Consider the following 15078-nt stretch of genomic DNA (forward strand, 5'->3'; position numbering starts at 1 on the left):
CCTCGCCGCCACTTGACAGCACATCAAATCAAACTTGTAATAAATCCGCCAAACGACTTAAACGTTGCTTGGCAGAAATCTCCACTTCTGGGCCACCGCCCCAAGGTACAACAAAAAAAGGCACATCGGCACCCACTGCGGCTTGTTGATCAATGGGTGTATCGCCAACATAAGCCCAGCCACCAGAAACCAAATTCATCGCGTCCGCCACAGCCAACAAATGTTTTGGATCTGGTTTACAGGCAGGTACCACATCCGCACCCAAGGCCACATCAAATAATTCAGACAAGCCCAATTGCTGCAACACTTTAGCAGTGATTGCATGGGTTTTGTTGGTACAAATGCCCAATTTTATCCCAGCCGATTTTAACGCCTCAAGATCTTCACGTACGTGTGGAAAAATTCGGGTATGCCCCGCAGGATTGGCCAGATACGCCTGTTGGTAGCATTGTAGAGTTTGCTGTAAGGTGAGTTCGTCATACGTAACACCCAATTCATCTAAAATATCGATAATCAGCCGACGTGGACCATTGCCAAGAAATTTTTCAACAAAATGCGCCTCAAGCTTGGGCCAACCATTTTGAGCAAAGCCAATATTTAAAGCCTCCGCAATATCAGGCGCACTATCAATCAGCGTGCCATCTAAATCAAAGATAAATGCAGAATAAGCAGTCATAAAAAACTCCTGAGAATTATTGGTCAAAAATTGGAGAACTTAACGCGGTAAGCGCTTGCCCCAATACGGGATAGAGACTGCGATACATTTCATGCGCTTGTGCATACACCTCAGTGACTGCTAAATTTGGCTGTTCTCTAGAAATTGCCCGAAAGTTTTTGATCGCACTCTGCGCATCGGGCCAAACCCCCATTGCCAAGCCAGCAACCAATGCAGCACCAAAGGCGGCACCTTCAGCAGCACCATCGGTCGTCACCACCTCACAACCAAATACATCGGCCTGGATTTGTCGCCAAAGGGTAGACTTTGCACCACCCCCAGAAGCTTTAATCACATGCTTTTCAATCCCTAATGGCTGCATTAAGGAATACATATCCGCCAAGGCATGCACCACCCCTTCCATCACAGACCGAGCAACATCACCACAATCATGTCGCGCAGTGAGACCGATAAGCGCACCACGCGCTTTAGGGTCGGCATGTGGGCAACGCTCGCCATACAGATAAGGTAAAAACAATAAGCCCTTTGCACCCGCCGTACTCGCTGTTGCTTTGGCAACAATTTGTTCAAATGAAAGATGTTGCCCGTCAGCAATATGACAAAAATTCTCACGAAACCAATTCATTGCACTGCCAGCATTGAGGGAGACACCCATACAATGCCATTTATCAGCAGCCACATTGCAGAAAACCTGCAAACGACCTTTCGGGTTTTCTTGTGCTGTATCTAAGGCAGCAGCGAGGATCCCACCTGTACCAAGTGTGGTTTGCAATTCACCCGGCTCAATCACCCCAGAACCAAAAGTCTGAATTACCGAATCCCCGCCCCCACCCGCAACAGGCAATCCCTCTGGAAGACCGAAGAGTGCTGCACCTGCTGCTGAGACGTGTCCTGAAATCACTTGTGATTCAAATACCGGTGGGAGTATTGCAGGATCAATTCCTATCTTTTCAATCAAGCCCATCGCCCATTGTCGTGCACGCACATCAAACAAGCCTGTGCCAGAAGCATCAGAAACCTCAGTGGCAATCACCCCAGTCAGACGTAAACGCAAATAATCTTTCGGGTTCAGCATGCTACGCATACGCGCAAACAGTTCAGGCTCATGGCGTTGCATCCAAAGAATTTTGCCACCGGTATAGCCCACCAACATTCTGTTATTGGTTGCCGCAAGTAATCCATCTAAGCCACCAGCAGCCACGACAATATCATCACATTCAGCTTGATTACGTTGATCATTCCATAAAATGGCTGGGCGTAAAACTTGCTGTGAAGCATCAAGTGGAACCAAACCATGCATCTGCCCAGACAAGCCAATACACAATATTTGCACTGGAAGCGCTTTGGCCAATGCCCCTGCGACAGCCTGACGTGCACCCTCCACCCACAATTCAGGATCTTGCTCAGTCCAACCTGGTCGAGGCCTAGACAATGGATAAGTTGCGATATCGGCTGCAACAACTTTTCCTTCAATATCGATCAATAAAGCCTTACATCCTGAAGTTCCTATATCTATCCCTAGAAGTACTTGCATAAATCAATTCTCCACGCCGTGGTGTAAACGAATATGTTTGAAATTAAAATATTCAAGCAATCCTTCACGACCATGTTCGTAGCCAACGCCACTTTGCTTACGACCACCATAAGCAGCATTCATTATTCCAGCGTCAACGTTATTGATCGCAACATTGCCATAGTCAAGACCCGCTGAAACCCGATGAATTTCTGTCAAATTTTGAGCATAACAATAAGCTGCTAAACCATAAGGCGTATCATTGGCATAGTTGATTGCCTCATCCAAATCATCAAAAGGTGCAACCCCAACCAAAGGACCAAACGTTTCTTCGCTCATGACTTGCATACTATGCTTACAATCCGCGATCACAGTTGGACGAAAAAAATGTCCTTTGGCATATTGAGTCCCCTCTGGTGCTTTACCACCAGCCACCAATCGTGCGCCTTTAACCAAAGCATCTTGGAGATGGATACGCGTTTTATCCAAAGGTTCAGCAGATGCCATTGCGCCGAGATCAGCGGCTGGATTTTCCAAGCCGTTATCGACACTCAATGCATCAGCTGCTGCTGCAAGTTGAGTAACAAACTCCTCATATACTGCGCGATGCACATAGATGCGATTAATCGCAATACAGATTTGTCCACAATTACGGAAGCTACGACGTGCTGCACCTTTGACCGCTGCATCAAGATCGGCACTCGCAGTGACAATCATTGGGCAATTGCCACCCAACTCTAAAGACAGTCGCTTCACTTGTAGGCAGCTTTGTTGAATATGCAAACCCACTGCACTTGAGCCCGTAAATGCAATTTTATCCACTTGCGGATGCTCGACCAGTGCCTGCCCCACTTGTGAGCCTTTACCTGTCAATACATTGACTACACCTGCAGGAATACCTGCTGCATGACATTTTTGTGCAATTGCCAAAGCAGTAAATGGCGTCAATTCAGCAGGTTTAATAACGATGCTACATCCAGCAGCAAGGCTGGCACATAATTTCCATCCAACCAACTCAGCGGGATAGTTCCATGGTGTAATTGCAGCAACCACTCCAATCGGTTCACGTACCACTAAACTTTGGAATCCTTGTTGATCATTGGGAATAATTTCACCATGCACTCGCGTGGCTTCTTCAGCATAAAAATGACATGCTTCAGCGAGTTTTAGAATTTCACCTTTTGCTTCATTAACAGGCTTGCCTTGTTCCGCTGTCATGATCATTGCCATATTTAAGGCATCCGCAGCAATAAGGTCGCCTAAACGATGCAAAGCGATCGCACGCGTTTTTGGCACAAGCTTAGACCATGAAGCAAATGCATGACGTGCAGCAAAAACAGCCGCATCAATCTCATCCGTTGTTGCTGCAGCAATATGACCAATCACCTCACCCGTTGCAGGGTTTAGCACAGGCAAGCGTGGTCCTTTACCTTTAGAAAATTTTCCGTCGATATATAAAGTACTGTCGAGTACAGCGATTGATTCAGCTAAAGCATTATTTTTCATCATTTACTTCACGCCTTCCTATGCGAGTAATCTTGTTATTCATTGTTAAAATATATAGTAATACTATTTTTATGCAAGAATAATTTATAAATTATCTAAAAACCCTTTGGGAAAACATCAAAATCAACAATAAAAATAAAATATTTTATAATTAAAAAACAATTATATAAACACATAATCTATTAATATAAGCGAATAATCTCTGCATATACTCAATACACTACTTGACCAATGCTAAAATTAAAAAGTAGTATTACTAGATAGAGCAAATGATAAACAAAGGAAGGATTCTCCATGTTACCCACATCACTCAACAGCGCCAAATTGGTTGGACGTGTTTGGCTTCCTCACAAAGGGCCATCGGTTGTCATCTTACGTGACAACATACTGATTGATGTTACTGAGTCAGTCATCTCAATGGCTGATTTTCTTGACCATGATCCTGCTGGTCGTTTTGACCAACTCACAGGTGAAGTACTTGGAAGAATTGAAGATTTGGTGCTTGATCCTACAGAAATGGGTTACCACGCAGATCGTCCTTGCTTACTTGCACCCTGTGACTTTCAATCCTTAAAAGCTTGTGGGGTTACTTTTGCCAAAAGTATGGTTGAACGTGTCATCGATGAACGAACCTCGGGTGATCCAGCTCGTGCCGAAGCATTACGTCAACGTATAGGTACACTAATCGGCGGCAGTTTATCGAATATTCAAGCGGGTTCTGAGCAAGCAGCCGAAGTTAAAGCGACCTTGATCGCTGAAGGTTTATGGTCACAATATCTCGAAGTCGGGATTGGGCCAGATGCCGAAGTCTTCACCAAGTCACAACCCATGTCTGCTGTAGGTTATGGTGCACAAGTGGGAATTAATCGGATTTCAGCATGGAACAACCCTGAGCCAGAAATAGTGTTGGCGGTGGATAGCCAAGGCAATATTCGTGGTGCAACGCTGGGCAATGATGTCAATCTACGCGATGTTGAAGGCCGTTCAGCGCTATTACTCGGCAAGGCAAAAGACAATAACGCATCATGTTCAATTGGCCCGTTTATTCGTCTATTTGACTCAGATTTCACCCTGAGCGATATTGAGAATGCCACGCTTCACATGTCTGTAACTGGTGCAGAAGATGGTTTTAGCATGTCGGGACATTCCAATATGGCGGAAATCAGTCGTAAACCCGCACATCTAGTCGCACAAACCTACAATGACTCGCATCAGTACCCAGATGGCTTTATGTTATTTTTAGGCACAATGTTTGCGCCAACACAAGATCGAGAAGGTCAAGGTTCTGGCTTTACCCATAAACCAGGTGACGTGGTCGAAATCTCAACTCCGCTTTTAGGCACATTACGTAATACTGTTGTTTATGCTGATCAAGCACAACCATGGACTTATGGAATCCGTGCACTGATGCGTAATTTAGTAAAACGAGGAGTGCTCTAATGAAATTAGTGGTCACTGATCAAGCCTTTGGCAATACACGACATGAGCAAGCAGCCGCGCAAGTTGCTGGGGCAAGTTTTGCAGCATTTCAATGCCGTAGTGAAGCAGAAACACTACAAGCCGTTGCAGGAGCAAATGTAGTACTCAACAACTTTGCACCAATGACCCATCGTGTGATGCAGGCCATGGCAACTGGTGCAACCATTGTACGTTATGGCGTTGGTGTCGATAATGTTGATCTCGTCGCCGCAAAACAACTTGGGATACAGGTATGTAATGTACCTGATTATGGTATTGAAGAAGTCGCTGATCATGCAGCTGCCATGACCTTGATGATGGCTCGTAAACTCAATCAGTATGACCAAGGTATCCGCGCAGGTGAATGGAAGATCGACCAGATGGTTACAGGTATTCGTTCATTGCGTAATACCACTGTAGGTTTAATCGGGCTAGGACGTATTGCGAAAGCTTATGCCTCACGCCTCGCAGCCTTTGGTTGTCATATGATTGGCTTTGACCCATATGTCACTGAAGCGCAAGCAAAAACACTAGGCGTTCACCTGATGTCACAGGATCAAGTGATTTCTTCTGCCCATGTTTTATCGCTACATGTTCCACTGACCTCAGCAACACGTCATTTGATTGATGCTGAGGCGATGGCAAAAATGCCTCAGGGTTCAATCATTATCAATTGCTCAAGAGGTGGACTGATTGATGAAACAGCATTAGCCGCAGCCTTGTTCAGTGGACAAATCTCAGGCGCAGGACTCGATGTCTTTGCACAAGAGCCATTACCAGCAGACTCGCCTTTACGTACAGCACCTCATTTAATCATGTCTCCACATGCAGCGTTTTTTTCTGATACATCGGTAGATACCTTACAGCGCTTAGCCGCTGAAGAAGCATTACGCAGTTTACGTGGTGAACCGTTACGATGCTCACTCATCACATAAAATGGAAAAGACAAAGAGAAAAGATATGGATTATCGCAAGAAAATGGACTTAAGCAATAAACTGGCACTGGTCACAGGTGCAGGTCAAGGCATAGGCGCAGCAATTGCTGAAGCACTTGCTGCGACAGGTGCCGAAGTTATTTGTACCGACATCTTACTGGATCGTGCAACAACAACTTCACAAGCGTTAAAGGCCAAGGGCTATGTTGCACGTGCGGAAAGCTTAGATGTCACGGATAGTGCAGCGATTAACGCGCTTGCTCAAGCATTACCAGCGCTGGATATATTGGTATGTAATGCGGGCATTGTGACGAATACCCCAGCTGAGCACATGACAGATGAGGAGTGGGATAATGTCATCAACATCAACTTGACTGACATCTTTAAAACTTGTCGTGGCTTTGCCCGTCAAATGCTAGATGCTGGACGAGGATCGATTATCAATATTGGTTCAATGTCAGGACAGATTGTCAACGTGCCACAACCGCAATGTCACTACAATGCCTCAAAAGCAGGCGTGCATCATTTAACGAAATCGCTTGCAGTTGAATGGGCTCAACGTCATATTCGAGTGAATGCTGTTGCCCCCACCTATATTGAAACACCGTTATTAAAAAACCTTGAAAACCAAGATCACTTAGTCAATCAATGGCTGGATATGACACCGGCTAACCGTATGGGACAAGCGCATGAAATTGCGTCTATTGTGCAATTTCTGGCTTCAGATGCCTCAAGTCTAATCACAGGTTCAATCATTACGGCGGATGCTGGTTATACCTGTATTTAAAATCAACACGCTCAATGCGATCTATTAAGCTTGGGCCTAACTCGAAAATAAAGGAAGATGATCTTATTCAAGCATTGGAACAGAATCAGATTATGGGGTATGGTACAGATATAGTGGATCAGCAATCCAGTTGAGCGGCTTGTTGTTTAATCAAGCTGAATAGCCCAAAGCAACTCAAGCCTCATCTGCTTAATTTATCCATTACAGGAGAGATGACTAAAACAACCACTGAAATATAGCAATGATTATTTTCAACACTATTTCGATATTAAAAGACGATTTAAACAAGAATATCCCAAGGATTAAACGGAATTTAATTGACTGGACAAACAAAGTGAAAATGATGCTGAAAGAGAAAAAATTCTTGTGAATTTATTGAAATTTTCTCTTTTAAAAACTTAACTTATACCCTACTCGCTCAAAACCTATTCATTTTAAATGCACTGCTTTTAAATGTAAGACCCTAAATGATTAGGTTATTTAAAACAATGAATTGAATCAATGGATGTTGATATCAATACAGTAAAAATCAATTCTCATGGACAGGAATAACAAGGGAGAACACTATGGCTGGTTTATCAATTTGGCATGTGATCATTTTTGCAATTGTGGTTATTTTATTATTCGGGACATCTAAGCTTAAAAATATTGGTAAAGATGTTGGCGGCGCAGTCAAAGACTTTAAAAAATCAATGCGTGAGGAAGAAAACATCGCATTGAAAGAGACCAACACGCTTGAACATGAGGAGACCAAGAAACCATCCGACTCAACCATTAACAGCTAAGTTTAGGGATGATATAGATGTTTAATGTTGGAATGTCTGAACTTTTTGTGTTTGGCATTATCGCTCTTCTGGTACTTGGGCCAGAAAAACTGCCAGAGGCCGCTCGTTTCGCGGGGAAATGGTATGCCAAACTCATGCATTTTGTGAACAATGCCAAACAAGATATTGACCGTGAACTCGGATTATCCGAACTGCGTGAGCAAGTCCAACAAGAAATGCAGCGTATGGCCGAGCTTGAACAAAAAATGCAATCCCAACTTGCTGAACTTCGGCAGCAAACAGAGGCAAGCGACGCTAAACAACAGCTACAGAGTAGCGCTACTGAAAAAACAGCAAAGTTTAACAGTTTGATTTATTGTAATTTATTGAATAATCAAGCGTATTACTCAGTATTTACACCCTATTATTTACAAAACTATTTACAGCATCAACAAGCATCTGATGATCATCAGACAGAGCCTAAAGCCTCATCTCCAGTAAAATTAAAGGTGATCGCATGAATACACAGCTCCCTCAATCTTCATCACCCGCTGTGATTGCAAAAGACCTACCGTCTGAAGAACTACAGCAAATGCCATTGATTGAACATTTGGTCGCGCTTCGTCAACATTTGTTTAAAACGGTAGGGGTTCTATTCGCACTATTTTTTTGTTTATTGCCTTTTGCCAATCGAACATATCAACTACTCTCAGAACCGTTAAGAGCACAACTTCCTGCCAATTCATCCATGATCGCAACAGATGTTACTGCAACGTTTATGGCACCCTTTAAGCTTAACTTTTTTGTGGCAATTCTGCTGGCAATGCCTTTTATTATTTATCAGCTCTGGAGTTTTATTAAACCCGCACTTTATGAAAAAGAAAGATCTCTGGCACTTCCCTTGTTGTTGGGTAGCATCCTATTATTTTACGCAGGGATTGCCTTCGCTTACTTTATTGTACTGCCTTCTATTCTGCATTTTTTCATCAGTGTCTCCCCCGAAACCGTCGCACCCATGACCGATATCAATAGTTATCTCAGCTTTTGTTTAAAGTTATTTTTGGTGTTTGGGGTAACTTTTGAAATTCCAATGATCACACTTTTATTGATTTTAATTGGTGTGGTTAGCACTCAGAGTTTAATTGCAAAACGCCGCTTTATTATAGTGGGCTGTTTTTTTATCGCTATGTTTGTAACACCACCTGATGCAATTTCCATGATTATGCTTGCGATCCCAATGTGGTTATTGTTTGAGCTGGGTTTATTATTTGGAAAATTACTGGAAAAGCGAAGAAAGCGCTAAACTCATCCAAATAGCTTAAAACACTTAACCTAAAATCTGAAACTAAACCCAAAATTTAAACTTAAAAAACTTATAATCAAAGAAATGGCATGCTCATCAATGAGCATGCCATACAAGATTATGCAATTTTAATAATCGGTTTGAGTGTAATACCCTTGTGACTATCTATCGCAGCTTGATTGATTTCATCAAATGCATAGAATTTTACAAGTTGGTCAAATGGAAATTTCCCTTGTTGATATAAGCGGACTAACTCAGGGATAAATTTCTTGGGTGAGCCACTCCCCTCAACAACACCTAAAATGGTTTTCCCACCCAATAACAGATCATTTACATCAAATTGTGCAGTTGTGCCTAATTGAGGTGCACCTACCACGGCGATTTTGCCTAAAATTCCCAGCGCATCAACACCTTGCTTTAATATCTCAGGTCGCCCAGTAGATTCCAATGCAAAGTTGGCTCCACCATCGGTAATCTCTTTAATCGCAGCCACAGGATCTTGAGTTTTACTATTGATCACATGGGTTGCACCCAATTGTTTTGCCAGCTCCAAACGAGATTCAACAATATCAACAGCAATAATGATCGAAGCACCACACACTTTTGCCGCAAGCAAAGCACTCAGACCAACAGCACCAGCACCCCAAGTCACAAAACTACTGGAAGGTGTCACTTTTAAAGCATTTATACATGCACCAGCACCTGTTTGAATACCACAACCTAATGGTCCTAATAGTTCAATTGGTACGTCTTTGGTCACTTTAACCGTGTTATTTTCACGACTTAAAGCATAGGTTGCAAAGGAGGATTGGGCAAAAAAATGATCATTTACCACGCCATGATCATGGGTACAAAGTGCATGATTCCCTTCTGAATCCGCCCCACTAAAATTTCGTCCAAAAAACTCTGAACAATAGGCAGGATTTCCAGTATTACATTGGGTACATTTTCCACAATACCCGTAACTTAAGACCACATGATCGCCCACTTGAAGCTCGGTTACATTAGGGCCAATCGCCTCGATAATTCCTGACCCTTCATGTCCAAGGACAGCAGGCAGCGGAACCGGATAATATTGATCACGTACAATCAGATCGGTATGGCACATTCCTGTAGCAACCACTTTTACCAATACTTCATCACCTTGCGGCTGACGTATTTTTAAAGCTTGCAGCTCAAAGTCAGCACCTTTACATGGGGTCACTGCGGCAATAATATCTTTTAATTCACTCATCGTATAACGTCCTGTAATGATTTATTTAATTGTTTAAAAAGGATAATGTGGCGCTTGAGCCTGTACTGTAATCCATTGCCATTGGGTAAATTCATCGGCATTGGCAGGGCCGCCAATACGCGTACCATTACCTGATGAACCAAAACCACCAAATGGATTGACCGTTTCATCATTTACGGTCTGATCGTTGATATGTAGCAAGCCCACTTTAAGCTGCGCTCCGAGTTGCATACCTCGTCCCACATTGGAGGTAATAATGCCTGCTGAAAGCCCATAATCGCCGTCATTGGCTAATTCAATGGCCTGTTCATCTGAGCTAAACGGGATCAACACGGCAACAGGACCAAAAATCTCTTCACTAAAAATCGAATTGTTTGCAGTCACATCGGTCAGTACAGTCGGTTGAAAAAACACCCCATCGGCATGTCCACCGATTTCCAATGTTGCGCCTTCATTAACCGCAGCGCTGACCAATTGTTCTACACGTTGCGCTTGTTTGGCATTGATCAATGGCCCAATGGTGACATTCTTGTCACAAGGATTCCCTACCACAAAATTCTGCACTTTTTCAATGACACGCTGTTTGACCTGTTGATAAATTTTTTGGTGAATCAAAATCTTGCCAGAGGTCATACAAATCTGCCCAGAATGTAAAAATGCACCCCATGCAATATTTTCTGCTGCCAACTCAATATCCGCATCATCCAAAATAATCAGTGAGTTTTTCCCACCCAATTCTAGAGAGACTTTCTTTAAGGTCTTTGCCGCATTCGCCCCCACAATCCGTCCAACTTGGGTTGATCCCGTAAATTGGATACTGGCAATATTTTTATCCAAAGTCAGTGCTTCACCAACTTCTGCCCCACCTGGCAATACATGCAGCAGCCCCTTTGGCAATCCTGCAAGTTCAAAAATCCGTGCAATCACATAGCCACTGCACACTGCTGTACGCTCATCAGGTTTTAACACCACCGCATTACCAAAGGCCAAAGCCGGTGCCACAGCACGTAAAGCTAAGTACAGTGGAAAGTTAAATGGAGAAATGACCCCAACAACACCTAAGGGCAAGCGTTTCGCTATACTTAATTTGCCATTTTGCGTAGGTAATAATGTGCCCTGTTCAGTTGCAGGTGAAGCAATACAATGTTTAAGCACTTGAATCGCAATACTCACTTCAAAGCCTGCTTTCAGTTGTAATGAGCCACTTTCCTTAACCAGCCACTCAATCACTTCCGCTTGATTTTCTGTCAGTAAAGCAGCAGCTCGCTCAAACACTGCCTGACGCTCTTGATAATTTAAAGCCCACCACTGTTGTTGAGCGGCTTTGGCTTGTTGTGCAGCACTCACCACATCAGCGGCAGAGGCATAACCGATTTCACCAAGCACTTGACCTGTTGCAACCTCAATCACACTGTAGGTGTCTTGGGCTGACTGCCATGAACCGTTAAATAATTTTTTATCCCAAACTTCTTTTGTGAATATAGACATGATGACCTCTTCAAAATTTATTTAAACAATTGCTTTACTGTTCCAACTGCATCCTTGTAAAAAATGACGCAATCAATGTGTTACACCTGCTTTAAATTAAAAAATGTAAAAAACACGAAAATTCAAACCGTAATCCTTCTTAAATCCGCTTTCTGTTCGTGTGTCTGAAAGCAACTGCGCACTTAATTGAGTTTTTGCATTCAGCATTTGCTGAAACTCCAATCGCGCTTGTTGTTTTTCCATGTTCTGATCCAGTTTGATTCCATCCAATTGTTGCTCACCCCCATAATTTGCGGCATAACCGAGGGCTATTCTCTGTTTAGAATTCAAGTCGTAACGTAAGTTAAATTGAGTTTGATAGCTGGTCGCTTGTGAAAGTGTTTGATCGCCCTTTCCCGCTTCATCGTTGTCTCCATACAAAATCACATCTTGATAAAGTTCAAAAGCAAGCTTGCCATATAGCGGCTGTACCCATGCCAGTTGAAGATCATACTTAAATCGGTTTTCGCCTAAATTCACCGCGTCATTTCGATCATATTGCCCAAATGGCAGATAAATAAATGGGGTAAATGCCAGATAACGACCCGATGAACCTTGTTCAGGTTGATTAATCAACCAAAAAGCAGAAGCAATCACTGGATCTGCAAAACCTGAGGCATTGTTTAAATCAGTATCGCCAATTTGCGTATGCCGTATTGTTCCAAATGGTAAAATTATTTGAGGTGTTGCACGTAAACCAGCGATGTCGGTGTAATGAATTAAGCGCGCAATACCGATATCCGATTTAGATTCAGCTCTGGTTTTATCGCCATTTTGGTAATAACCCTCCATTTGACTATGTTGATAATAGAACACACCTGCATTGGTCCCTTTTGGCAATGCTGTATAATCCCCCACGTTTACGTCAATCGCATGGCTATACTGTACAAACATGCCACTCAACATAAGAAGCAGGCTATTTTTATTGCTAAAACGCATCATTTATTCCCTTTAGTTTCAAGCATCCTTTTCACTACTCATTGCACTTGTTTAAATTTTGAATCAAAAATCAATCGATTTATCGATGACGAATCGACCATCTACACTTAATAAATCGATTGATAGATTTGTTTTAATCAAATATGAGCCATAGAATATTTGCAGTTAGCGTGCCAATATTTTTATAATTAATAATCATAGACTTAAAATAAATCCACATTCCCAATGTCCAATAAATGGACAGCATTGAGAATACACTGTCCAATCAATGGACAATCACTGGGGGCCTAAAACAAGGATGAGGGTTAAATATGAATAATGGTTAAAAACAAGAATAAGGGCTAGTTAAGTTTAAAAATAATGCGTACGTAATAAGTTGATATTTAGGCAACTTTGAGTTGCCCTAGCATGATGAACAATCAGAAAAAAGCCAAAGCTGTTTCGACAAGGCCTAATATACAGTCCCAAGATCAAGCTTTGGATGGAGTAAACGTTGCAATAAAATCAGTATTAATTGCCAATATATTTATATATCGTTGTTCTTGAAATGTTTAAGCGTTTCGCTGTCCTTGCGATATTGCCATGTTCTTCTTGTAACACTTGCACAATCATTTGCTTGGTCAAGCTATTTAAGTTTTTATTTTCATCTAATATCAGTTGCTTACTTTGCTGCTGAATCGCTAAATCAGCTTCAGGTAAATATAAATGATTTAAAATTTCACTGTCTTTAAACGCTGCGGATAGCTTCACCACATGAATTAATTCACGAATATTTCCTTCCCATGTGTGCCTTTCAAATTGTTGTTCTACATGGCTCGACCATTGCGCTATGCCAAATTGATCCAGAATGTGATGTAAAATAACCTGTTTATCTTGACGTAAGCGTAAGGGTTGTAAATGTACCTGAAAACCGCAAATACGATAATATAAATCACGGCGGAATGACTGCTGTTGTATTTTACTTTTTAAATCCTGATGTGTTGCACATAACAGTTTAAATGCTGACTTGATCGGTTTACGTCCTCCAACCCGATAGAACTGCTGATCTTGTAACACTCTTAAAATTTTCACTTGTAAATGTAAAGGTAAATCACCAATCTCGTCGAGAAAGAGTATGCCCTGATCTGCCAGTTCAATTAAGCCTTTTTCGCCTTGCCGTTTAGCACCTGTAAAAGCGCCGCCTTCATAACCAAATAATTCTGCTTCAAGCAAATGATCTGGTATTGCACCGCAATTAATTGAAATAAAAGGCAAATCTACATCCAGCTTCTGATGTAACTGCTGAGCAAAATGATCCTTACCTGTACCTGTTTCTCCGGTAATCAATACAGGAATATCGGCTTTTAATGCTTTCAGCGCTTGATCAAGCAAATGCTGTGTCGTGAATTTGCTTGTTTTATTCTGCAACGGCCCATTCACACTACGTAGCTGGGCATAAAAAAATGCATGGTCAAAACTTTGAATTAAAAAACAATCACTCGAATTTAACGGATTCAAATGCTCAGTGAGTAAAAAATGATCCATTGGTTGCTGCAACAATTGCTCAATAGAACAGTTCAGCAATTTCAACGCCATTTGGTTGGCTTTGAGGATTTTTCCTGAATGATCCAGTACCATCATGCCCGTATAGGCATTGTCCAGTAAATCTTTGGAATGTTGAAAATAAAGGACCCGTTGATCAGGTTGTAGCGCTGCCTGAATAATCTTATTTTCCAAAATATAACTTTGGTAAAGTAAGTGACGCAACCAATTGCTCGCCAAAAGCCCTTGTGGTGAAGTGATATCTAAAGCGCCGAGCACATCACCACAGCCATTGAATATCGGAACCGATGCACAAGAATAATTTGAAAATTCATCCAGATAATGTTGATGCCCTGTCATAATCATAGGCTGTTTAGACATCACACTACATGTCGGTGCAATCGCACCAAACACAGAGGGCTCAATAATACGACCCGTACATAAATAATGATATTGGTCATCTAAATCAGGATTGTGACGTTCAGCAATAATTTTAAGCTGATGATTAATTAAGAAAACGATAACATCCTGTTGCCCAAATAAGCGCCAGACATCATTTAATACACCTTCAGCCAATGCGGCTAATTTTATATCGCCCTGTGAAAGGTCAGCGACAGGAAACTCGTCTAAGTCAGTGATTTTGGAGAAAGGGCTCAAGCCCGAATTTTTTGCACTTTCCCAAAGCTGTAAAATAGGTGAATCTCGTTGCACAATCTCTGGCAGTTCTCCAGTATTGTAAAAGTTATATTTAATATTTTGCCAAGAAAATTCAGATAACCCATCCATAAGCCTATTCCAAATCCAGCAGTTGCTTTCGATCATCCCCTTGATGATCCCAATATAAAATCACCCTCTCTAGAATATGACAAGGGCTAAATACAATTAAATATGTAGCGCAACATCTGCACTATCACA

General features: G+C 42.1%; 13 protein-coding genes. 6 read left to right on the plus strand and 7 right to left on the minus strand.

Annotation, left to right across the window (positions count from 1 at the left end; all coding sequences use genetic code 11):
• Positions 1-28: 28 nt before the first annotated feature.
• The 3 genes from PYV58_RS13880 to PYV58_RS13890 are packed head-to-tail and all read right to left on the minus strand — an operon-like array spanning position 29 to position 3698.
• Positions 29-676 (minus strand): HAD-IA family hydrolase, encoded by a 648-nt coding sequence (locus tag PYV58_RS13880; RefSeq protein ID WP_034616059.1) that lies wholly within the window; start codon positions 674-676, stop codon positions 29-31.
• A 16-nt stretch (positions 677-692) separates the two neighbouring features.
• The gene (gene xylB / locus PYV58_RS13885; protein WP_034616056.1) at positions 693-2210 is read right to left on the minus strand and encodes a xylulokinase; all 1518 of its coding nucleotides are present in this window, start codon (positions 2208-2210) and stop codon (positions 693-695) included.
• 3 nt (positions 2211-2213) lie between these two features.
• Complete coding sequence (locus tag PYV58_RS13890) at positions 2214-3698, minus strand: NAD-dependent succinate-semialdehyde dehydrogenase (RefSeq protein WP_034616053.1); 1485 nt, start codon at positions 3696-3698, stop codon at positions 2214-2216.
• 291 nt (positions 3699-3989) lie between these two features.
• Between PYV58_RS13890 and PYV58_RS13895 the strand changes: the two genes are divergently transcribed.
• The 6 genes from PYV58_RS13895 to tatC all read left to right on the plus strand — a co-directional run bounded on the left by PYV58_RS13895 (position 3990) and on the right by tatC (position 8942).
• A complete protein-coding gene (locus PYV58_RS13895; RefSeq protein WP_275059551.1) occupies positions 3990-5135 on the plus strand; it encodes a fumarylacetoacetate hydrolase family protein in 1146 nt (381 codons plus the stop codon).
• Complete coding sequence (locus tag PYV58_RS13900; protein WP_034616046.1) at positions 5135-6088, plus strand: C-terminal binding protein; 954 nt, start codon at positions 5135-5137, stop codon at positions 6086-6088. Before PYV58_RS13895 ends, PYV58_RS13900 begins: the two co-directional genes overlap by 1 nt.
• A 25-nt stretch (positions 6089-6113) precedes the next feature.
• Entirely contained in the window at positions 6114-6875 is a 762-nt protein-coding gene (locus PYV58_RS13905; protein ID WP_034616044.1) for an SDR family NAD(P)-dependent oxidoreductase, read from the plus strand.
• 566 nt (positions 6876-7441) lie between these two features.
• On the plus strand, positions 7442-7660 hold the full coding sequence (tatA, locus tag PYV58_RS13910; RefSeq protein WP_004721526.1) for a Sec-independent protein translocase subunit TatA: 219 nt from the start codon (positions 7442-7444) through the stop codon (positions 7658-7660).
• 17 nt (positions 7661-7677) lie between these two features.
• A complete protein-coding gene (tatB, locus tag PYV58_RS13915; RefSeq protein ID WP_034616041.1) occupies positions 7678-8160 on the plus strand; it encodes a Sec-independent protein translocase protein TatB in 483 nt (160 codons plus the stop codon).
• On the plus strand, positions 8157-8942 hold the full coding sequence (tatC, locus tag PYV58_RS13920; RefSeq protein ID WP_034616039.1) for a twin-arginine translocase subunit TatC: 786 nt from the start codon (positions 8157-8159) through the stop codon (positions 8940-8942). Before tatB ends, tatC begins: the two co-directional genes overlap by 4 nt.
• A gap of 118 nt (positions 8943-9060) precedes the next feature.
• Here the strand turns inward: tatC and PYV58_RS13925 are convergent, their stop codons facing one another.
• The 4 genes from PYV58_RS13925 to PYV58_RS13940 form a co-directional block, all read right to left on the minus strand.
• On the minus strand, positions 9061-10176 hold the full coding sequence (locus PYV58_RS13925) for an NAD(P)-dependent alcohol dehydrogenase (protein ID WP_034616037.1): 1116 nt from the start codon (positions 10174-10176) through the stop codon (positions 9061-9063).
• A gap of 33 nt (positions 10177-10209) precedes the next feature.
• On the minus strand, positions 10210-11664 hold the full coding sequence (locus PYV58_RS13930) for a benzaldehyde dehydrogenase (protein WP_034616035.1): 1455 nt from the start codon (positions 11662-11664) through the stop codon (positions 10210-10212).
• A 96-nt stretch (positions 11665-11760) separates the two neighbouring features.
• A complete protein-coding gene (locus tag PYV58_RS13935) occupies positions 11761-12642 on the minus strand; it encodes a transporter (protein WP_034616032.1) in 882 nt (293 codons plus the stop codon).
• 510 nt (positions 12643-13152) lie between these two features.
• Positions 13153-14949 carry a sigma 54-interacting transcriptional regulator gene (locus PYV58_RS13940; RefSeq protein WP_034616028.1) on the minus strand — a complete coding sequence of 599 codons (1797 nt, stop codon included), beginning with the start codon at positions 14947-14949 and terminating at the stop codon, positions 13153-13155.
• Between the last annotated feature and the right edge of the window lie 129 nt (positions 14950-15078).

It is taken from the genome of Acinetobacter sp. TAC-1 (assembly GCF_029025845.1).
Classification (GTDB): Bacteria; Pseudomonadota; Gammaproteobacteria; order Pseudomonadales; family Moraxellaceae; genus Acinetobacter; species Acinetobacter guillouiae.